Below are 21,091 nucleotides of genomic sequence, written 5' to 3'. Positions count from 1 at the left end.
GCGGCAGGCTGCTGAGTTGATTGTTATTGAGGGATAGCCTTGTCAGGCTGGAGAGTTGGCTGATTTCTGGCGGCAGGCTGCTAAGTTGATTGTTAGAGAGGTTTAGCTCTGTTGTCTTTTCGTTGGCAGCTTTTTCAAGAATTTGCAACAGTTCTTTGTTTGTCACCTGCAAACCTCACCAACTCTGTAGCGATATTTACTAAAGTAGTATATCGCAACTAAGCATTAGAGACTGGATTAGTGTGTTCATCTGCATAAAAACGGCTGTCATGTTTAAATTAGTAGGGTGCGTAGGCATAGCCCGTCGTAGACATCGCTAACCTCGCAATAACATTCACTCATTCACGAGTATCAAAGACTCGTTAACGGAGCTAAAAGACTCGTCAACGGAGTTCAAAAACTTGTTAACGGAGCTAAAAGACTCGTCAACGGAGTTCAAAAACTTGTTAACGGAGTTCAAAGACTCATTAACGGAGCTAAAAGACTCGTCAACGGAGTTCAAAGACTCGTCAACGGAGCTAAAAGACTCGTCAACGGAGTTCAAAGACTCGTCAACGGAGTTCAAAGACTCGTCAACGGAGCTAAAAGACTCATTAACGGAGTTCAAAGACTCGTCAACGGAGTTCAAAGACTCGTCAACGGAGTTCAAAGACTCGTTAATGGAGTTCAAAGACTCGTCAACGGAGCTAAAAGACTCATTCACGAATATCAAAGGGTGCGTTACGCTTTCGCGCTAACACACCCGAAGACTATGATCGCTTTATAATTGCGATGTCTACGACGGGCTACGCCTACGCAGTTCTGAAACAAATCCATAAGTACTTATCCCAATTCTCTTGATGGAGAGACGGTTTCGTTAGTTTGAGAAGATGGTTTATTGAAGAAGAAATTCCAGATTCTTTGAATAGCTATTATTAGAAAACCAATCACAATCGTTCCTGCTACCACTGGTAAAGCTAGCGCCAGCACAGACAGTCCGATTGCGAAGACCAACTCAATGGTTGACACAACTGGATTGGTTAATCCACCTGAAACGCCTGTAGAACTTATCCGCAATGTATTCATTAATCCCTTAGTTAATCCTGCAGTTCCACCACCTGCAATTAAAGCTAACGTCCATTGCACCAGTGGATTCATCTCTGGAGCAACAGATGCTGTTACGATTGTCCCGGCGATAAATGCCGCAGGTGTGGCAACAATATCCAGCAGATGATCCAACCAAGGAATGTAATAACCGGTAATTTCCAGCAAACAAGCGACTGCAAAGACAATTACAGCTTGAGGTGTTTCCAGCCAATCAAAGTCAGTCGGCAAATCAAAATGTCCAAAAACTGAAGCCACACTCAATGCTAGCAGTGGTACAAAGACTCTGAAGCCAGCCGCCGCACTCAAACTAATCCCCAGTAATAATTCAATAAATGTATTTAGGTTGAACAAAGAAATTAAATCCATAGTAGGACTCAAGTTATACTCCTGGTGTTTTTTCCATCTTTGAGCTGAACAAAGTGACAACTCTCAGCTGTGATCCCAAGATATGAAACTTGATGAAAATATTTCATCTGACTATGTGTAGAATCAGTGAAACCTCACCTCTGTCAACGGGCAATGCCATACCCCTACGATAAATTTATAAATAGCGATGTCTACTACGGGTGTAGCTGCGGCACCACCAAAGCTACAGGCGATCGTCTTATGGCATACATTAAATATAGTTAGCAGTCGGCAATGCCATGAGTATTCGTCAAGAACTTCTAAGTGTGATTGAACAACTGAATGATGAGCAGTTATCAGCACTGCTAGATTTAGCTCTTTCTTTTAAAAATGGGGAAAAATCTGTTAGTCCTACTGTCGAATCTCAGGCTTATCAGGATTGGGTAAGTCCTGAAAATGATATTTACGACGAAGTATTTGCTGATGAACTTACAGCGCGGTGATGTCGTATTGTGTCGAGTACCCATGCCTTCAACCGGATTCACACAGTTTAAAGTTCGCCCTGCTGTTGTTATTTCGGCAAATCAATTGAATCAAATTCTTGATGATTTGATGGTCGTGCCTTGTACTTCCAACACTAATCGTCCTTTAGCTGTGACGCAATACTTAATAACGGGCGATGAAATTGCCAGCGTTGGTATTAGAGTTGAGTCTGTAGTTCGCTGTGAGTCAATTTTTACATTAAATAAACCGATGATTCTCAGAAAGCTGGGTTCTCTTTCCTCTGAGGCGATTAATCAGGTGAATTTTTGTCTAATAGCGGCTTTAGAATTATAGCTTTTCCGAATCATAACCTCCTCCTCGCTTGCTCTTAGGGGGTTGGGGATGGGGTTCTTCTACCTAACTCAACAGAGAACCGCTATATAAAGAAAACCAGACTTGATTAAATAGTGCTAAAAATATCACAATTTGGGAAAATAATAAAGTAAGTCGAGTATCACAAAACTCACTTGATTTGCTCATTTATTCTAGGAAAATATGACTCATCCTTTCCTTGAACGCCTGCGTAGTCCAGATAGCCCAGTCCTCGTCTTCGATGGGGCGATGGGAACCAACCTCCAAACCCAAAACCTGACTGCTGAAGACTTCGGCGGTCCACAGTATGAAGGTTGTAACGAATACTTAGTCCACACGAAACCCGAAGCTGTCGCTAAGGTTCACCGAGACTTTCTCGCCGCTGGTGCTGATGTCATTGAAACCGATACCTTTGGCAGTACGTCCCTGGTGCTGGCAGAATATGACTTGGCAGACCAAGCATACTACCTCAGCAAGACAGCCGCAGAATTGGCCAAGCGTGTGGCTGCGGAATTTTCCACGCCAGAAAAACCCCGGTTTGTGGCAGGTTCCATCGGCCCGACAACTAAACTGCCAACTTTGGGACATATTGACTTTGACACCATGAAAGCGTCTTTTGCTGAACAAGCAGAAGCGCTGTGGGATGGTGGTGTCGATTTATTCATTGTCGAGACTTGCCAAGATGTGCTGCAAATTAAGGCGGCGCTGAATGGAATTGAAGAATTGTTTGCCAAAAAAGGCGATCGCCGTCCGTTGATGGTGTCTGTGACAATGGAAAGCATGGGCACAATGTTGGTTGGTTCCGAAATCAGTGCTGTGCTGACAATTCTGGAACATTACCCAATAGATATTCTCGGTCTGAACTGTGCCACTGGGCCAGACTTGATGAAACCACATATTAAGTATCTAGCAGAACATTCACCTTTCATCGTTTCCTGTATTCCCAACGCGGGTTTACCTGAGAACGTCGGCGGTCAAGCGCACTACCGCCTGACACCGTTGGAATTACGGATGTCACTGATGCATTTTGTTGAAGATTTGGGTGTCCAAGTGATTGGGGGTTGCTGTGGGACGCGTCCAGAACACATTCAACAATTGGCAGAAGTCGCTAAAGGTCTGAAGCCAAAAGTTAGACATCCTAGCTTAGAACCAGCAGCAGCATCAATTTACACCACTCAGCCCTACGAGCAAGATAATTCCTTCTTGATTGTTGGTGAACGTCTCAACGCCAGTGGTTCCAAGAAGTGCCGCGATTTGTTAAATGCCGAAGATTGGGATGGACTCGTTTCAATGGCGAGGGCGCAAGTAAAAGAAGGCGCACACATCCTCGATGTCAACGTCGATTATGTGGGACGCGACGGCGTGCGAGATATGCACGAATTAGTTTCGCGCATTGTTAATAATGTGACATTACCTTTAATGCTTGACTCCACCGAATGGGAAAAGATGGAGGCGGGTTTAAAGATTGCCGGTGGTAAGTGTTTGCTGAACTCCACCAACTACGAAGATGGGGAACCGCGCTTTTTGAAGGTGCTGGAGTTAGCGAAAAAGTACGGTGCTGGTGTAGTCATTGGTACTATTGATGAAGATGGGATGGCACGGACAGCAGACAAAAAGTTTGCGATCGCACAGCGTGCATACCGTCAAGCTGTAGAATATGGCATACCACCTACAGAAATATTCTTTGATACCCTGGCGCTACCAATTTCCACCGGGATTGAAGAAGACCGAGAAAACGGTAAAGCCACAATTGAATCCATCCGCCGCATTCGTCAAGAATTGCCTGGATGTCATGTAATTTTGGGTGTTTCCAATATTTCCTTTGGTTTGAATCCAGCGTCGCGGATGGTGCTGAACTCGGTGTTTTTGCACGAGGCGACGACGGCGGGAATGGATGCAGCGATTGTCAGTGCTAACAAAATTTTACCGCTCTCGAAGATTGAAGAACGCCATCAAGAAATCTGTCGCCAGTTGATTTATGACGAGCGGAAATTTGAGGGTAATGTTTGCGTTTATGATCCCTTGGGAGAGCTTACCACAGTGTTTGCCGGGGTAACGACAAAACGCGATCGCTCCTTAGATGAAAGTCTCCCCATCCCAGAACGTCTCAAGCGCCATATCATCGACGGCGAACGCATTGGTTTAGAAGAACATCTCACAAAAGCCTTAGAAGAATATCCCCCCTTAGAAATTATCAACACCTTCCTGCTAGATGGCATGAAAGTTGTTGGGGAATTGTTCGGTTCAGGACAAATGCAGTTACCCTTCGTCTTGCAATCTGCGGAAACCATGAAGGCGGCGGTAGCCTATCTAGAACCGTTCATGGAAAAGTCAGAATCAGGCAACAATGGTAAGGGAAGCTTTATCATTGCCACTGTGAAAGGTGATGTCCACGATATTGGTAAAAACTTAGTGGATATTATCTTGTCCAACAATGGCTACAAGGTAATTAACCTGGGAATTAAGCAGCCAGTGGAAAACATCATCAACGCTTACGAACAGCACAAAGCTGATTGTATTGCCATGAGTGGTTTGCTGGTAAAATCCACCGCCTTCATGAAAGAGAATTTGGAAATATTCAACGAAAAAGGAATTACTGTCCCCGTGATTTTAGGTGGTGCGGCGCTGACTCCCAAATTTGTGCATGAAGATTGCCAAAAAACCTACAAAGGTAAGGTTGTTTATGGCAAAGATGCCTTTTCTGACTTGCACTTCATGGATAAATTAATGCCAGCTAAAGCTGCTGGTAACTGGGAAGATTTGCAGGGATTTTTGAACGAAGTTGAAATTACTGAAGTTTCGACAAATGGTCACAAAGAATCAGTTACCACAACTGCTAAGGAAATAGCATCTGCTGAACCAAAAGAGGTGGATACGCGGCGTTCAGAAACAGTAACGATAGATATTGAACGCCCGACACCCCCTTTTTGGGGAACACAGTTATTGCAGCCTAATGATATTCCCATTGAGGAAATATTCTGGCATTTAGATTTACAAGCTTTGATTGCTGGACAGTGGCAATTCCGCAAACCAAAAGAGCAATCTAAGGAAGAATATCAGGCTTTCTTAGCTGAGAAAGTGTACCCAGTTTTGGAAAATTGGAAACAGCTGATTATTGAGGAAAATCTGTTGCATCCCCAGGTGATTTATGGGTATTTCCCCTGCCAAGCTGAGGGGAATTCTCTACATATATATGACTCACAAAACCAATCACAACAAGTTGCAACTTTCGAGTTTCCCAGACAAAGGTCTTTAAGGCGGCTGTGCATAGCAGATTTCTTTGCACCGAAGGAGTCGGGAATTATTGATGTGTTCCCAATGCAGGCGGTAACTGTGGGGGATATTGCAACAGAGTTCGCCCAAAAGCTGTTTGCTGCCAATCAATACACAGATTACCTGTATTTCCACGGAATGGCGGTGCAGATGGCGGAAGCTGTAGCTGAGTGGACACACGCCAGAATTCGCCGGGAGTTAGGCTTTTCTGCTGAAGAACCCGACAATATTCGTGATATATTAGCACAACGCTATCGTGGTTCACGATATAGCTTTGGGTATCCAGCTTGCCCAAATATTCAAGATCAGTACAAGCAGCTGGAGTTACTGAAGAGTGACAGGATTAACTTGTATATGGATGAAAGTGAACAACTTTATCCAGAACAATCTACCACTGCAATTATTGCTTACCACCCGTTAGCAAAATACTTTAGTGCTTAATCTATATCTCCTCTCCTTAATAAAGAGAGCTGTTAGTACTTAATCCATATCCCCTCTCCTTAATAAGGAGAGGGTAAACCGACACTACTATCCTTGAATACCGTTGCTAACTCCCTTTGAAAGTCTGGGTCAAATAATTCGTGTCGTACTTGCCTCAAAAATACAAATAACTTAGCTTTGCGTATAGGTTTCGCTACTTTTTCTTCTTTGCTTGACAGTTCTATTGGAGGTTCCCAGATCAATGGACGCATAGCTTGCACTCCTCATACCTTATTCTCCTATAAATTAGCCTCTGCAATAAACTATACATCTTGTCAACTACTTCTACTGGACTGGCGCTCTAGCTGTGCCCCACTAAGAAGCGACTGTATTTAACCCAATTGAGAACCTCTATGGTTTTTACTGAAGCACAGCTATTATTGGGTAATTCATAATACAGCGCGTAAAATAGCAAGAGCAGATTTACTGTCTTGGAGATTCCTATTATGAAAGTAATTCAAGCTCTTGCTCGTTATTTCCCAGATAAATGTGGTGGTATTCAAGTAAACCTCACCGAGTTACTGCCAGAATTGCGATCGCTCTTAGCTTTGGCGGAGCATACGCATGATATTGACATCCAGATAGCAGCAGCTAGTAACGGTTCCCAAAAAGAAGAAACTTATAAATATAACGACGTAGAAGTTTATCGATATCCTGTATTTCCTGCACCCAAAACAGAACCAAATCATGGACAATTCCCGCATGGTAAATTTGAGTATTTCGCTAATTGGTTAACTAACCAAAAAGCAGACATATATCATCAGCACCATTGGGAAGTATATTGTGGGTTGCCTCATTTGCGATTAGCTAAAGAATTAGGCATGGCAACAGTGTTGACAGTACACTATGCTGTACCCGTTTGCCAGCGAATTACTTTGATGTTCAATGGACAGAAAGTTTGTGATGGCAAAATTGATGTGGTCCGCTGTTCCCAGTGTGCTGATACTTTGAGCAAAAAGCTACCTGCTGCAATGGTCAATAGTTTGAGCCATTTGCCCTTGGATCTCCTTAGCCGCTTACCAATGCCTGTGAGTGCATATCTTCCAGCCTCAGTAGACGATGGCAATCTGGGAAGGTTTGTACGTCCTTTTGTCGTGCCTGGTTATGTTGCTGCACGTAAAGAAAGTTTGCTAAAAATGGCAAAATATGCTGACCGCATTGTGATAGTGTGTGATTGGCTTTATAAAGCTCTACTTATCAACGGCATACCTGAAGAAAAGCTCATTCTCTCTCGACATGGAATTTCTTATACTGCACAAGGAAAATTACCACAGACAAAACACCAATCAGACCCTTTAAAAGTAGTTTTTTTAGGACGTTGGGATATATATAAAGGTATCGAAATTTTAGTACAGGCAGTTAAAGATTTACCTCAGCAAGTAAAGATTGAGTTGACCATTTATGGAATAACGCAGGATAAGCGATATCGCCAAAAAATCTTTAATTTGATAGCAAACGATCCTCGAATTCGTGTAAATAAACAACTACCAAGAGAAGAGCTACCCCAAACTCTAGCTAGCTATGATTTACTGGCTGTACCTTCCCAATGCCTGGAAACTGGACCGTTGGTTGTATTAGAAGCCCACTCCCTATCTGTACCTGTTATCGGCTCTAACTTGGGGGGTATTGCTGAACTTGTTAGACATGGCATTGATGGTTGGTTAGTGACTGCTAACGATACTAAAGCTTGGACTCAAGCTCTTGAGAGATTAGCAACTGATACTAATTTACTGTGGAAATTGCGCCAAGGTATTAAACCTGTTCGCACAGTAAATATGCAGGCAGCAGATTTAGCAACCATATATAAAAACCTACAACGGTAGTTTCTCTTTATGGGTAGATAAATCCGAATAAAATATAACTCACGAGTCAATATTGTAGAGATGAATGAAACCGATTTTCAGAGATACAATAAAGGAATGAAGAGAATGCTGAACGTTAAACATTTCCTTCATCAAGTACAAAACAAAATTTGGCGATTATACAATCATAAATTGCCAGAATTTATAAGTAGCGTGCAGTTTCTTTGGTTATTGCATATTGGTAGTAAACCAATGAAAGTTAATCATAAATCTGCGATGGTAATTGCACCGCACCAGGATGATGAAGTTTTGGGGTGTGGTGGTTTAATTAGACTCAAGCGAGAACAGAATGTGCCAGTCCAGATTGTTTTTGTCACAGATGGAGCAGCAAGTCATGGCAAACATCCCAAGTTTCAATCTGGTGAAATAGTTCCAATTCGTAAGCAGGAAGCGCTTTGTGCTTTAAGCATCTTAGGCATAGACAAGAGCCAAATTTACTTTCTTGACAAACCAGATAGTCAGCTTCAATATCTAGATGCAAGCAAGCGCCAACAAACAATTGAACAACTTGCTCAACTCTTGAAATCCTTCCAGCCTGGGGAGGTTTATGTGACTCACCGCCAAGACCGGATTAAAGACCACGAAGTAACTTATGAATTACTGCTAGCAGCAATTCAACACTCTGAAATAGAGGTTGATATTTTCCAGTACCCTATTTGGATTCTCTGGAAATCTTTACTCTTCCGTGACCTGAAACTAGGTGAATTAGCATCTGCTTACCGTATATCTATTCATTCTGTTCAAAGCGAGAAGATAGAGGCGCTTGAAGCCTACCGCTCCCAGTGCCTACCTATTGATGCTGAAACTTCTGCTGTATTAAAGCCTGGGTTCCTACGGCGATTTTTCGTACCGTATGAAATTTTTTTCAAGCCGACTTCTTTGTCGTCAAATCAATAATCTAATACATAGCCTGTGCAAACGACAGTGTAATTCAGCTATTCACTATTAAACCTAATTACTGCGTATTTGCTTGAAATTAAGAATATTCACTCTGCCGCCTCCCCACTACAGGGAGGTTTTAAATTTTTTCATATTATTTTGCCCCTAACTGATATTTTTGCTTTAACAGGTGGGTACTATAACTTTAGTATGCTGACAACATCTTCATAAAGCTACCTTTGAATAAAAAAGATTTCCACAAAGTTAAGTTGAAATTATACTATTTCTCTATCAAAGTGAGCTTAATTAGCCTGTGGAAATGCAGGTTTTGTTTCTGTAACCTCAGTATTCCATAGAAAGATAAATTTTATTTTATAAGCAGGCATAAATTAAATAATTACGATAATTTCAGTAATTTTCGGTATTAACCACAAAATGAACACATGATATAAATTGAATAAATCGTATTTGTTAATTTGCTACTGCCTTTTTAACAATGTTTAAGCAAGGTTATGTTTCATATCAATCAAAAGTCTCACCTTTTAATTAAAACTTACATAATAGGCTGAATTAGCTATAAAATCAACATTCTCAAATCTGTAAACAAACACTTTGCAGGGGAGCTTCTATGTCTGTAAGACGCAAGTTATTCAAGGCAGTAATATTTAATTTAAAAAAACTTAGTAGCCAGCTTTTATCTACAATAAAAAAGCAAATTATTTGGCTATTAAGAACTATTTTTACCACTAATAGAAGACGTGGTACGGGAAATGCTGGGTTTGTTTTGCCAACGGTGGCAATGGTGTCTGTAGTTGTTGTACTATTAACAATTGCAATTTTATTTCGCTCTTTTGAACGTTCCCAAAATGCTAGTAATGTTCGAGTAAATGAGGCTACTCTCAATGCTGCAACTCCGGCAATTGATCGCGCTAGAGCTAAATTAAACAAGCTATTTCAAGATGGACGGCTACCACGAGCTACGCCAACAGATGAGGCGTTGTACTCTACTTTGACACTTAATATAAAAGAATATACTTTTGGCGATGAAACTCCACTGAGACTGGCTTTAAATAAAGATGAAATAGACGACATTAAATTTCTAAAAACGTCATGGCTATATCCAGTTGATACCAATAATAACGGCAAATTTGATAGTTATACCCTTTACGGAATTTACTTTAAAAATCCTCCAATAAGTAGTGGTGCATATACGCGTGCAAGAAACTCCTTAGAGGCGAGAACTCCACCAATGGCGGCTGGTGGTCTGAGTGGAGATTGTGGAGATATTTTAGGTACAAGTGCCAGCTTAGTAGGTAATACTGGCTGGTTTAATATCGGTAGCAAACTGAAAAAAAGCTTCTTTGCTTACACCGCAACTGTTCCTATTACTGGTACACCTGCTGATACTACTAATTATGAGCAATATAAAGGCAATAAAGGTTTCTCTGCCCTAGAGTATCAACAAGACCGCGTACAACTTCCTCTGGTTAACAACGCAGTTATTTATGAGGACGATATAAACCTCACTCCAGGCCCCGCCTTCAAGCTGAATGGACGGGTTTTTACCAATAGTAACTTCCTGACTGGAGGAGGAACAGGAATTACGCTATATCAGGTTAGCAGTAAGGCATCATGTTTCTACGAAGCTGACAATGCCAAAATAGTTGCTGGTGGGAATACGGCCTCTGGTGGATTTACAGATGGTGGTGATATATCTCCCAGTACCAAAGTACATTTATTCCAGGGAACAAGCACCAATCCGACTGAGGTTGATTTTCAAAAATCAGTTACCCAGGGTCCGAGCGCTATAGCTTATAACAGCCTAGCTTATGTGCAGCGTATCAATCGCTTAGTTTCTGTACAGAAGGCTAATGATGCTAGTACTGACCCGACAGAAGTTACCAACGGTATTAACCAGGAATACCAGAAGCGGAACTCAACAGCATCAGATTTCACAGCAGATGAACAAGCTAACTTCCGCCAACAACAGCTACAGCTTTACTTTCAAAAGCGCACCCGTCGCGTACCTTTTGCAGAAGTTAGTTTTAATGGGGATGCTTTGGGTACTTACGCAACAACCAGCCCACTAAATGGTAGTGGCGATACGCTACGTCCACCAGATGCTTGGATTTATCCCACCGTTCCTACTGACGGTAAAACGGGTACTGGTTATAGTACGCTGACACTGAATCCAGATAGTGGTACAAAGCTTCAACCATCTGCAACTGAACCAACTACTCTACAAAAAGACCCAGATGGTAAAGAGGCATTTTTAGGCGATCGCATTTCAGTTGGTAATAATCTACCTCAACTTTGGTGGAATGGAACAAGCTTTGTTGGGCCAAATCCACAAGACACCCAAAATATCACAGGTATTACATGGGACAACACTGGAGGAGGAACTCGCACTCGTCGTACTGGCGTTGAGCAGCTGGCTGACTTGGGAGCCACAGACCGAGATAAAGACTGGGAATTGTCAGCAGCTAAAATCCCAACAAATCCCCAAGATGCTGTAGGTGGCTTACGGGTAGTTACTGGTGGTGGAATTTATTTGCCTAGTACTTTTACCACTACTGAAACAAGTGCTAAATACACAGCGGCCAAGACAGCTACAGACAAAATCTGGTCAGATATGATGCCAGTTGTTTCCACAGCTGCAACTGTTGGTAGTACCAAGGATGCAAATATCATATTCCCCGACAATGCAAATACGCCTTACCTGCGGATGCGGGCAACAGCAGTTTATCACTACAACATTGCCAGTTACAACCAGGATACTCCAGCACCTATTGCTTGTGTTAGTAGCTACTACGATCCCACTAAGAGTACTAGTGCTACAAATAAAGAAGGTTTACCTAATGCCTCCCCTATTGGTTCTGACCCTAGTGCAAATGTCACTGCTGCCAACGCCGGGAATTCCAACAACGGTGTAGTCTACAATGTGCCGGCTGATTTCACTACGAGTGAAACAACTTATGCAAACATCCTAAATTACCAAAAAAACTTGAAGTATCCCAATGGGCGTTGGGTGAATCAGCTACTTCAAAATGCTTTGGCAAAAACTGCGGCTGACCGTAATCTCTCAGAAAGGTCTGCTGTTGAATCTGCACTTTGCGCCATACAAATTTTAGACGGCACTATTACCGTTCAGGGTACTCCTAATATTCCTCACGGTGCAATTATGGAAACTGCCTTTCTCGACCCCAGGCAGGTTAAGGCAATTCATGCAGATAACTCAACACCTGGTGTAGAAACATTCACTAACGCAGATGGTAATGGAACGGTTACGGCAAATGTACCACCAGCGGCCAACTATGACCTTGCAATTGAACAGCGTCAACCCCTAGAAATTCGCGCCACAGTATTAGATATTAACAAGCTGCGAGGACAAACTATTAGTGGTGGTGTAACAGCAACAGAATACTTATTGCCAAATAGCGGTATTGTCTATGCTACCCGTGATGATGCGCTTTTGGATGCGAGTGCAACGGGAGCAAACCAAAAGACAGTAAGTCCTGTAGACTATATACTTGACCCAACTCGCCGTCCTAACGCCATTATCTTAATCAACGGTGACAAAATCTGGCGGACATCAACCTATAGAGATACAGAAAAAGGTCTAATTTTGGCTTCAAACTTGCCTGTGTATGTTAAGGGCAACTTTAATCTTCACAGTGACTTTAGTAGTCCTCCCAATGCTCAACAAGAGTTCACAACAGCACTATTAGCCGATTTTAGCAACTTTTATAGCCGCACCGGACTCAACGTTAACTTTGCCTGTCGTTCGGGTGATCCAAGGCTACCAAGTTGTACTACTGGAGATTCATGGCGACCAGCAAGTGTTATAGCCGATGCTATAACCCTACTTTCTAATAGCTTCCAGTTGGGTTTCCGCAGCGATGGAGACTATGACCTAAATAATAACTTGGGAGATACTAATTCCATTACCAGTACTACCGGATTTAAGAACAATGGTTTTGCTACCAACAACGCCAATGTCATCAATGCTGCTTGGTATGGTAGTGACGGCTTGCCCCTTAGCAGTAAAAGTAGTTCTTACCTCAATAACTTTGTTACACCCATACAGCGAAGGAAAACTAGCCCAGAGTATTTAATGGAAGTATGTCAGAAACTACCTGTTTCAGCTTGCGATCCAGCTACTGATTGGTACGTAACCCTACCTGGTGATACGACATATCCAGCAGGGATAAAAGCCTCAGATACTACCAACTCTCTCGCCTCTACCCTTGAAATTACTAAGCACAAGGCTGGTACAACAGCTGTGCCACCCGATGCCAGTTATCTAAGCTATCCTCGTCGTGTTGCCTTTCAACGTGATACTACATCTGGAGAACTTGTACTTGATAATAGTAAACCAATCATTATAGGTATCAAGAGCGGGCAAATAACTGCATTTCCACTGGCTACTTTTGGTTCTACCCATAGACCAGATTCCACAGCTAATGCTCTATGGTTCCAATCACAAAACAGTGATGATAATAATTCCCCAATATTATCACCAGCAACATTTAGTGCTGGTACAAAAACCCAACCAATTTTATCGCCGGTTTTACAAATTAAAGTGGCTTTCAGCACTACTGACGGAAATCAATCACCATCAGGACGGGATAATCTAATGGGTCCTGGCAATCAACAGAATACTTATTGGATGCAATGGGCGGCAACAGATACCACCTTCAACCTAGCAGCAGCAGGAGGGGACACACCATCTCGCCCCACAGAAGATAATGGTGGTCTACACAACTTTGTCCGCTTCTTAGAAAATTGGAATCCAACTACGGGCGATAAGAGTCCCGGCAAAAAGACAGGCGATGGCAACGACAAGGGACTAGCTACTGCCGCTATATTTAATGGCTCTTTTATCCAGTTCAAGCGCAGTGCTTTTGCTACTGGGCCATTTTCGGCATTAGATGTCGCACAATATCCGATCGCTAATAATGGTAGTAGTGCTAGTCAAATACCTTTCTATATAGCTCCTAAACGGCAGTGGGGTTATGATGTAGCGTTGCTTTCTCAGTCGCCTGACTTGTTTGCTCAAAAATTGGTGAGAACCCCAGATGATTTGCCAAATGAGTACTTCCGGGAAGTTGGTAGAGATGACGCTTGGGTAGCAACTTTGTTGTGTGCAAAAGACACCAAAGGAACGGTTGCTGTGAATGATGATATTTATGCTATCAACGATCAAACTCAACGTCCTTCTAGCTGCCAATCATAAAATCTTAAAAGTTGGTGATTCGCAATGATTAAACGCAAACTACAACAAGAAATATGTCCTTCTGGTGAGTCTGGTTTTACGATTATTGAGTCGTTGGTAGCGCTACTGGTAGTTGCTATTTTACTAACAGCGATCGCGCCTGTAATAGTTCTGGCAACAGCAACGCGAGTTCAGTCTCGACGCGTGGAACTGTCAACCCAAGCGGCAAAAACATTCATTGATAGCATTAGAACTGGAGCAATTACAGCCCCAAGCACAGTTATTACACTTGCTGCTTCTACATCAGCTGCGCCCAGACGCATTTCAGATGTAGCTGCTGTAGCTGCTGTAGCAGCTACAGGAACTACAGCAGCTACACCAGCTATACCAGCTGTAACAGGTAAACCACAAGACTATTTAATTAACAACAGCAGTACAAAGATGCCCCCTCCTGAAGATTCCACTAAGAATACCTTATATTGCTTTAAAAAGGACGGCACTATTAGTAATCCAGACTGTAGTAGCAATACCGACAACTTATTTTACATTCAGGCTGCTCAAATTAAAGTTACCGGGAGTCAGGCAAATGATGGCTATCGTCTGGGAATTAGGGTTTATCGAGCAGATGCTGACTTTCCCTTAACAGCCAGCGATGATACTAAAAAAACACAAACACCTTTCACTGGTGGATTAGGTAGCCGCAAAGCACCATTAATTGAAATGACAACCGACATTGGTAACAGTACCACTACATTTCAGGCTTTATGTCAACGACTGGGTACTGCAACAAATCAAAGTTGCCAATAAAAAACTGGGCAAGTTGATATTATGCGAGCGATCACTGTTTATGCGATTAATCGCTGTGCATCTATTAGGAAAGAGAATACCGCAGTATGATAAGGACACTAAAATTTCTGCTCAGTATACACCTGAAGCGCTCCAAGGGCATTAAGCAAGTTGATGGTTTTACCCTAATTGAATTGTTGGTAGGCATGATCATGGCGTTCCTAATCATCACGCCGTTGCTAGGATTCATGATCAATATTCTGGACACCGACCGAAAGGAACAAGCCAAGGCAAATTCTGAGCAAGAAATTCAAGCTGCACTAGATTACATTGCCCGTGATTTACAACAGGCAATCTATATTTATGATGCTACTGGAATTGCTTGTCTAACAGGTACTGCTGATACTAATACTTGCCCAAACGCAAGTACAACTGGGAATCAACTACCTAGCCCAACTGCAACAGACAGAGTTCCTGTGCTTGTCTTTTGGAAGCGAGAATTAGTTAGTCAAGCAATTACAATTACAGGTACTCAAAAAAATGATACTTTTGTTTACTCATTAGTTGCCTACTATTTAATTAAAGACACTAGTACTACTTGGTCTAAAGCTGCTCGTATCGCCCGATGGCAAATTAGGGATGGTGTAGCAGATCCCAGCAGTACAGAAACTTGTGGGAAGTATTTAACCGGTCAGTGTCCTAGTCCAGGTTTTGCTCTATTTAAGCTTGATGGAACAGGCACGATAACACAAAAGATGAATGCTTGGACAAAAGCTACAGCAAGTTACACTGCCGATACCACAGTACTTGTTGACTTTATTGATCAAACCAAAACTGACGACGCTTCAAATCCCGCGCCAACGGCAGTCTGCTCTCTCACCAGCGTACCAGCCTCTTTCAGCGTACCAGCCTCTTTCAATACTCGTGATACAGCTAAAATGACTAGCTTTTATGCCTGTGTTGATAGAGTTAATACAACAGCACAAGTATTTTTACGAGGCAATGCACTCGCACGCTTACAAAACGATAACGTTAATTATAAAGATAGCAGCAAAACTTATTTTCCAAATGCAAGTATACGAGTACAAGGACGCGGATACTTATTTACTAAATAAATGCTGAAGTTTAAAGGATTACTTAATGGCAGCCATTATGGAAAAGTTAAGTTTGAAGTTATTTAACCTAAACAGTAGAAATGAAACCAGTAAACACCAATATCTAATTACCAGGCTGCGTTATGCTTTTGGATACAACCAACAAGATGCTGGCTTTAGCTTGCTGGAATTACTCGTAGTAATTCTGATGATCGGAATTTTAGCAGCGATCGCAGCTCCTAGTTGGGTTGCCTTTGTAAATCGGCAACGGGTAAACAAGGTTAATGACGCAGTTTTAGCTGCACTGCAAGAAGCACAGCGCCAAGCTAAAAACAAAAAACTTAGCTACAGTGTCAGTTTTCAGAAAAATACCACAACCCAAAATGTAGAGGTTGCTATTTATCGTACCGATACTGGAATCAGCAGATGGAAACCTTTAGGGGCGGATGTAGGCGTTAGCTCTGATAAATTTCTGCTAGGTACAAATCTCACTAATGAAAACACTGCTGGTTCATCTATATCTTACAGTTTAAGTACATCAACAAAAATTACCTTTGACTATATGGGGACTTTACCCAATGCAAGCTTTGGAACACCAATAGCCCCTTTGACAGAGCCACCTGGGTTAAAAATAGTGGTAGCTGTACCAAGCTCTGCAAATTCTACATTGCCTAGTAGCGTAAAGCGATGCGTGATTGTGAAAACTCTCTTAGGCTCAATGCTCACAGCAAGAGACTCCCCTCAGTGCGACTAAATAATCTACATAGTATAAATTTATAAAAATAAGCAATAATACTGAACAGAAAACTGCACATTGATAGCAAAATTGAAACATCATATGCAGTTTTAATGTTTGATAGATTTATTTAATAGTGAGTAACAAATTAGCCATTGGCTGAACATATAAAAAGCGTCATAATCAAAATATCAAAATGTAACTTTTGCCAAATGACTGAAAACCTTGACTTTACTGTAGCTATCCCAACTTATAACGGTGAAAATCGTTTGCCTGAACTACTAGAACGACTACAAAACCAACTTCACACCGAAAATTTATCTTGGGAAATTATAGTTGTAGACAATAACAGCACTGACAATACAGCTAAAGTTGTTCAAACCTATCAACAAAATTGGCAGTGTCCTTACCCTTTAAAGTATTGCTTTGAAGCGCGACAGGGAGCAGCTTATGCCCGAAAAAGGGCAGTGCAACAAGCTGAAGGTAGATTCATAGGTTTTCTAGATGATGACAACTACCCAGTATCAAATTGGGTATCCGCAGCTTATGCTTTTGGTGAAAAGTATCCCAAGGCAGGAGCTTATGGCAGTCAAATTCACCCTGACTGGGAAGTAGAACCACCAGAAAACTTTCAGCGAATTGCTCCATTCTTGGCAATTACAGAGCGAGGTAATTTACCGCTATTATATGAAGCAGCCAAAAAATTACTACCTCCCTCTGCCGGACTTGTTGTCCGTAGACAAGCTTGGGCTAAAAGTGTACCAGAGAAGTCTATTTTAACTGGGAGAGTTAAAGGCAATATGCTTACCAGTGAAGACTTAGAAATGTTGTCTCACATCCAAAAATCAGGATGGGAAATTTGGTATAACCCAGAAATGGAAATCTCTCACAAAATTCCAAGTTTTAGGTTACAAAAAGATTATTTGATTCCGTTTTTTAGAGGTATTGGACTTAGCCGTTATGTAACGAGAATGGTTAACATAAAACAGGTGTATAGACCAATTGCTCTTTTATCTTATATGATTAATGATCTGCGTAAAATAACTTTACACTTACTCAAATATCGAACTAAGCTAAAACATGATTTAGTAGTTGCTTGTGAAATGGAACTTTTTTTAAGTAGTTTCATGAGTCCTTTTTATCTTTGGAAAAATGGATATTTTAAAAAATAAATTATCAAAAAGTTAGGTATTATGACTAAATTAGCAGTTGAAAGTTTAGACATTAGCGTAGCCATTCCTACATATAATGGAGCAACCCGTTTACCTATAATTTTGGATAAGCTATTAACCCAGACAGGAGTAGAAAAACTTAACTGGGAAATTATTATTGTGGATAACAATAGTTCTGATAATACATCTGAAATAATCCAGAATTACCAAAAAATATATGATGGAAACTGTCATTTCAGATATTTTTTAGAAACCGAACAGGGAGCCGCTTTTGCACGACTGCGGGCAGTACGTGAAGCTAGAGGGCAGCTAATTGCATTTCTAGATGATGATAACTTACCTGCACCTGATTGGTTATCAGAAGCATATACCTTTGGATTAGGGCATCCTCAAGCAGGTGCTTGGAGTGGACAGATTCATGGAGATTTTGAAGTAAAGCCGCCAGAAGATTTTGAAAGAATTCAAGCTTTTTTAGCTATCAGAGAACATGGCTCAAATCCACATTTATTTGATGCTGATAATTTAAGACTTCCTCCTGGGGCGGCGCTTGTTGTTCGGAAAAAAGTATGGTGTGAAAATGTACCACAACGGCCTAATTTAAGCGGTAAGTTGCCTGGTATTTTGGTGCAGGGTGATGACTATGAACCATTGCTTTACATACATTATGCAGGTTGGCAAATTTGGTATAACCCTACCATGCATACTTATCATCAAATACCACATTGGCGACTTGAGAAAGATTACCTCTTAACTTTGGCACGCGGCTGTGGCTTGTGTATTTTCCAGTTACGCTTGATAAATACTAAAAATTGGCAAAAACCAATAGTTTTTGTGAAAACTATTTTAGGAAATTTACGCCGAGCATTACAGCACCTCATTCAGTATAAAGGGCAATTGAATAATAATCTAATTGCACTTTTTGAGGTGGAGTTTTACTTAGCTAGTATGATGAGTCCTTTTTACTACTTAAAATGTAATTTAGGCAGAATATTAAAAAATAAATTAGCCCTATAAAATGATGAGATCCAGCAAAAATTTACCAAAAATTTCTGTAATCATCCCCGCTTATAATAGTGAAAAGACTATTAAGCACACAATTCAGTCTGCTTTAAATCAAACTTTTACTAACTTTGAATTAATTATAATAAATGATGGTTCACAAGACTCCACTTTAGAAGTTGTTACACAAATCCAAGACTCACGAATAAAAGTGTTTTCCTATTCTAATGCTGGCGGAAACGTCAGCCGTAACCGAGGGCTAGACCGTGCAGTTGGAGAATTTGTTAGTTTTTTAGATGCAGATGATCTTTGGACACCTGATAAACTTCAGTGTCAGTTAAAAGCTCTGCAAGAAAATGTTACTACGAAAGTTGCTTACAGTTGGACTGATTATATTAATGCAAATGGTAAATTCCTACTTTTAGGCAAGCGCATTAATGTTAATGGAAATGTTTATGAAAATTTGTTAATAAATAACTTTTTAGAGAATGGTTCCAATCCCTTAATTTGTAGAAAAGCTTTAATTACATTAGGTGGCTTTGACGAATCTTTAAGTGCAGCTCAAGATTGGGATATGTGGCTGCGATTAGCCTCTAAATTTGATTTTATATGTGTACCATCTGTACAAATCTTATATCGCATAAGTTATAATTCAGTTTCTTCCAATCTTGTCAGGCAGGAAAAAGCCTGCTTACAATTGCTTGAGAGAGCGTACAAGGTAAGACCATCTCTACGAGACGCTACGCGAACGACACTTAAGCATAGTTGGAATATAAGCCTAGCAAATTTATATAAATACTTGACCTGCAAAGCCCTACAAGAGCCGTTTAATCAACAAAAAGCTATAGCCGCTGCTAGATTTCTGTGGAAGTATTTTATTAACGACCCTTCAAGACTTCAGAATATAAATTTCACCTTAAAATTGTTATTGAAAATTATCATAATTTTTATCTTACCCACCTTACTCTACAGTATTACTAATCGGCGCGAAGTAAGAAGCCAAGAAACTGAAACATTCCTCAACACCTGGGTAGCTAAAAACCGACCAGAAAACAAAAATGGATACCTAGATGCATTTACGATCTCTAGTTAACGCAAAAAATCTCTTGAATAAGCACTATAACAGTGGTTTTACCTTACCAGAGATGTTAGTAGTTATTGTATTAATTGGTATATTAGCTACGCTGGAAATACCCAACTGGCTAGCTTTTGTGGAAACTCAACGCCTCAACACTGCCCAAAACAAAGTTCACCTTGCCATGCACCAAGCCCAAAGGCAAGCTACCAAGGAAAAATTGACTTGGCAAGCTAGCTTTCGTGAGCAAAACGGCATTATTCAATGGGCGGTTCATCCTGCTACAGTAAACCCATCTAACGCTAACTGGAATAACCTAGATTCCAATGTGCGCTTAGATGCGGAAACAACCTTACAAGAGTCAAATGGCATCAGACAAATCCAATTTGATTACAGAGGTAATGTCAGGCAACCGCCACTAGGAAGGATAACACTATCAAGCAAGTATGGTGGTAAAGTGAAGCGGTGTGTTGTTGTTTCTACGATTTTAGGAGCAATGCGAATTGAAAAAGACCATAGCACAGCCGAAAACGGTAAATATTGCTATTAAGATATTTTTAGTTTATTTAAACAAGGTATTGCGTGCTAAACTTACCAGCAAACCTAAAACAGCACCTGATTATTTTCACCCGCTATCCAGAACCAGGTAAGACAAAAATCTGATTGATACCTGCTTTAGGATATGTTAGTGCTGCCAATCTTCAACGCCAGATGAGTGAATATACAATATTTCAGGTTATAAGAATTGCAAAAAGCCATTGCCATATCTGTGGAAGTGCGGTTTGCAGGTAGCGATTCGCAACTCATGCAAGACTAGCTGCGGTTAGATTTGGTTTACCAGTTTCAAGGTGAAGGGGATCGACAGTTTGTGGATGGCGCGATCGCTTAGAAATGCTTTTCTATTTGAAGCAGAAAAAGTTATTATCATCGGCACAGATTGTCCTGGAGTGAATGCCCAGATTCTAGCAATAGCGTTTGAGAAGTTACATACCTTTGACCTTGTATTTGGCCCTGCGATCAATGGTGGATATTACTTAATTGGTTTGCGTCAACCCATCCCGGAGTTATTCGTTAACATCGAGTGGGGAACTGCTCAAGTATTCCAGAAAACTGTGGACATTGCCCAGAAACTTAATTTATCATACCAAGTTGCCAAAGATAGTATTGTTACATTCAGTTATATTGAACAGAGCCAAGAAAATCCGACTTCTCCCTTAACAGTTAGGGGGTTATT

General features: G+C 41.1%; 17 protein-coding genes and 1 pseudogene. 15 read left to right on the top strand and 3 right to left on the bottom strand.

The window, feature by feature from the left end:
- The coding region (locus V7K40_RS05040; RefSeq protein ID WP_334957313.1) for a leucine-rich repeat domain-containing protein at positions 1-166 on the bottom strand (166 nt) is incomplete at its 3' end.
- A gap of 174 nt (positions 167-340) precedes the next feature.
- Here V7K40_RS05040 and V7K40_RS05035 point away from each other — a divergent pair.
- The gene (locus V7K40_RS05035) at positions 341-766 is read left to right on the top strand and encodes a hypothetical protein (RefSeq protein ID WP_334957311.1); all 426 of its coding nucleotides are present in this window, start codon (positions 341-343) and stop codon (positions 764-766) included.
- A gap of 56 nt (positions 767-822) precedes the next feature.
- Here the strand turns inward: V7K40_RS05035 and V7K40_RS05030 are convergent, their stop codons facing one another.
- On the bottom strand, positions 823-1,464 hold the full coding sequence (locus V7K40_RS05030) for a DUF4126 domain-containing protein (protein ID WP_334957309.1): 642 nt from the start codon (positions 1,462-1,464) through the stop codon (positions 823-825).
- A 266-nt stretch (positions 1,465-1,730) separates the two neighbouring features.
- Here V7K40_RS05030 and V7K40_RS05025 point away from each other — a divergent pair, with 266 nt between their 5' ends.
- From V7K40_RS05025 to metH, 3 genes are all read left to right on the top strand, one after another.
- The gene (locus tag V7K40_RS05025; protein ID WP_334957307.1) at positions 1,731-1,934 is read left to right on the top strand and encodes a hypothetical protein; all 204 of its coding nucleotides are present in this window, start codon (positions 1,731-1,733) and stop codon (positions 1,932-1,934) included.
- Positions 1,915-2,268, top strand: a complete 354-nt coding sequence (locus tag V7K40_RS05020; protein WP_334957305.1) for a type II toxin-antitoxin system PemK/MazF family toxin — start codon at positions 1,915-1,917, stop codon at positions 2,266-2,268. The genes V7K40_RS05025 and V7K40_RS05020 overlap by 20 nt, the downstream gene beginning before the upstream one ends.
- A gap of 201 nt (positions 2,269-2,469) precedes the next feature.
- Positions 2,470-6,000 (top strand): methionine synthase, encoded by a 3,531-nt coding sequence (gene metH, locus V7K40_RS05015; protein WP_334957303.1) that lies wholly within the window; start codon positions 2,470-2,472, stop codon positions 5,998-6,000.
- A gap of 59 nt (positions 6,001-6,059) precedes the next feature.
- Here the strand turns inward: metH and V7K40_RS05010 are convergent, their stop codons facing one another.
- Positions 6,060-6,251, bottom strand: coding sequence for a hypothetical protein (locus V7K40_RS05010; RefSeq protein WP_334957301.1), 192 nt, complete (start codon positions 6,249-6,251; stop codon positions 6,060-6,062).
- Positions 6,252-6,485: 234 nt separating this feature from the next.
- On the opposite strand from V7K40_RS05010, the gene V7K40_RS05005 reads away from it, so the two are divergent.
- The 11 genes and pseudogenes from V7K40_RS05005 to V7K40_RS04955 form a co-directional block, all read left to right on the top strand.
- Positions 6,486-7,862 carry a glycosyltransferase gene (locus V7K40_RS05005; RefSeq protein WP_334957299.1) on the top strand — a complete coding sequence of 459 codons (1,377 nt, stop codon included), beginning with the start codon at positions 6,486-6,488 and terminating at the stop codon, positions 7,860-7,862.
- Between the two features lie 105 nt (positions 7,863-7,967).
- The gene (locus V7K40_RS05000) at positions 7,968-8,798 is read left to right on the top strand and encodes a PIG-L family deacetylase (protein WP_334957298.1); all 831 of its coding nucleotides are present in this window, start codon (positions 7,968-7,970) and stop codon (positions 8,796-8,798) included.
- A gap of 610 nt (positions 8,799-9,408) precedes the next feature.
- Positions 9,409-14,016, top strand: coding sequence for a hormogonium polysaccharide biosynthesis protein HpsA (hpsA, locus tag V7K40_RS04995; RefSeq protein WP_334957297.1), 4,608 nt, complete (start codon positions 9,409-9,411; stop codon positions 14,014-14,016).
- Between the two features lie 24 nt (positions 14,017-14,040).
- The gene (gene hpsB, locus V7K40_RS04990) at positions 14,041-14,802 is read left to right on the top strand and encodes a hormogonium polysaccharide secretion pseudopilin HpsB (protein ID WP_334957295.1); all 762 of its coding nucleotides are present in this window, start codon (positions 14,041-14,043) and stop codon (positions 14,800-14,802) included.
- An 86-nt stretch (positions 14,803-14,888) separates the two neighbouring features.
- Complete coding sequence (hpsC, locus tag V7K40_RS04985; RefSeq protein ID WP_334957293.1) at positions 14,889-15,896, top strand: hormogonium polysaccharide secretion pseudopilin HpsC; 1,008 nt, start codon at positions 14,889-14,891, stop codon at positions 15,894-15,896.
- A 25-nt stretch (positions 15,897-15,921) separates the two neighbouring features.
- Entirely contained in the window at positions 15,922-16,629 is a 708-nt protein-coding gene (locus V7K40_RS04980; protein WP_334957291.1) for a type II secretion system protein, read from the top strand.
- A gap of 194 nt (positions 16,630-16,823) precedes the next feature.
- Positions 16,824-17,783: a hormogonium polysaccharide biosynthesis glycosyltransferase HpsE gene (gene hpsE / locus V7K40_RS04975; RefSeq protein WP_334957289.1), complete on the top strand. Its 960-nt coding sequence runs from the start codon at positions 16,824-16,826 to the stop codon at positions 17,781-17,783.
- Positions 17,784-17,804: 21 nt separating this feature from the next.
- Complete coding sequence (gene hpsE, locus V7K40_RS04970; RefSeq protein WP_334957287.1) at positions 17,805-18,797, top strand: hormogonium polysaccharide biosynthesis glycosyltransferase HpsE; 993 nt, start codon at positions 17,805-17,807, stop codon at positions 18,795-18,797.
- Position 18,798: 1 nt separating this feature from the next.
- Positions 18,799-19,875: a glycosyltransferase gene (locus tag V7K40_RS04965; protein WP_334957285.1), complete on the top strand. Its 1,077-nt coding sequence runs from the start codon at positions 18,799-18,801 to the stop codon at positions 19,873-19,875.
- Positions 19,853-20,407: a type II secretion system protein gene (locus V7K40_RS04960; protein ID WP_334957283.1), complete on the top strand. Its 555-nt coding sequence runs from the start codon at positions 19,853-19,855 to the stop codon at positions 20,405-20,407. Before V7K40_RS04965 ends, V7K40_RS04960 begins: the two co-directional genes overlap by 23 nt.
- A gap of 32 nt (positions 20,408-20,439) precedes the next feature.
- Positions 20,440-21,091: pseudogene (locus tag V7K40_RS04955) on the top strand (TIGR04282 family arsenosugar biosynthesis glycosyltransferase); the annotation flags it as partial.

The sequence above is a fragment of the Nostoc sp. genome (genome assembly GCF_036917195.1).
Taxonomy (GTDB): domain Bacteria; phylum Cyanobacteriota; class Cyanobacteriia; order Cyanobacteriales; family Nostocaceae; genus Nostoc.
Note: the sequence above shows the minus strand (reverse complement) of the source record. Positions and strands in the feature narration are given on the sequence as shown.

Excerpts from the sequence above, each read along its gene's own strand:
- V7K40_RS05025 (WP_334957307.1), top strand. The coding sequence starts at position 1,731 with ATGAGTATTCGTCAAGAACTTCTAAGTGTGATTGAACAACTGAATGAT.
- V7K40_RS05020 (WP_334957305.1), top strand. The coding sequence starts at position 1,915 with ATGAACTTACAGCGCGGTGATGTCGTATTGTGTCGAGTACCCATGCCT.
- metH (WP_334957303.1), top strand. The coding sequence starts at position 2,470 with ATGACTCATCCTTTCCTTGAACGCCTGCGTAGTCCAGATAGCCCAGTC.
- V7K40_RS05010 (WP_334957301.1), bottom strand. The coding sequence starts at position 6,251 with ATGCGTCCATTGATCTGGGAACCTCCAATAGAACTGTCAAGCAAAGAA.
- V7K40_RS05005 (WP_334957299.1), top strand. The coding sequence starts at position 6,486 with ATGAAAGTAATTCAAGCTCTTGCTCGTTATTTCCCAGATAAATGTGGT.
- V7K40_RS05000 (WP_334957298.1), top strand. The coding sequence starts at position 7,968 with ATGCTGAACGTTAAACATTTCCTTCATCAAGTACAAAACAAAATTTGG.
- hpsA (WP_334957297.1), top strand. The coding sequence starts at position 9,409 with ATGTCTGTAAGACGCAAGTTATTCAAGGCAGTAATATTTAATTTAAAA.
- hpsB (WP_334957295.1), top strand. The coding sequence starts at position 14,041 with ATGATTAAACGCAAACTACAACAAGAAATATGTCCTTCTGGTGAGTCT.
- hpsC (WP_334957293.1), top strand. The coding sequence starts at position 14,889 with ATGATAAGGACACTAAAATTTCTGCTCAGTATACACCTGAAGCGCTCC.
- V7K40_RS04980 (WP_334957291.1), top strand. The coding sequence starts at position 15,922 with ATGGCAGCCATTATGGAAAAGTTAAGTTTGAAGTTATTTAACCTAAAC.
- hpsE (WP_334957289.1), top strand. The coding sequence starts at position 16,824 with ATGACTGAAAACCTTGACTTTACTGTAGCTATCCCAACTTATAACGGT.
- hpsE (WP_334957287.1), top strand. The coding sequence starts at position 17,805 with ATGACTAAATTAGCAGTTGAAAGTTTAGACATTAGCGTAGCCATTCCT.
- V7K40_RS04965 (WP_334957285.1), top strand. The coding sequence starts at position 18,799 with ATGATGAGATCCAGCAAAAATTTACCAAAAATTTCTGTAATCATCCCC.
- V7K40_RS04960 (WP_334957283.1), top strand. The coding sequence starts at position 19,853 with ATGCATTTACGATCTCTAGTTAACGCAAAAAATCTCTTGAATAAGCAC.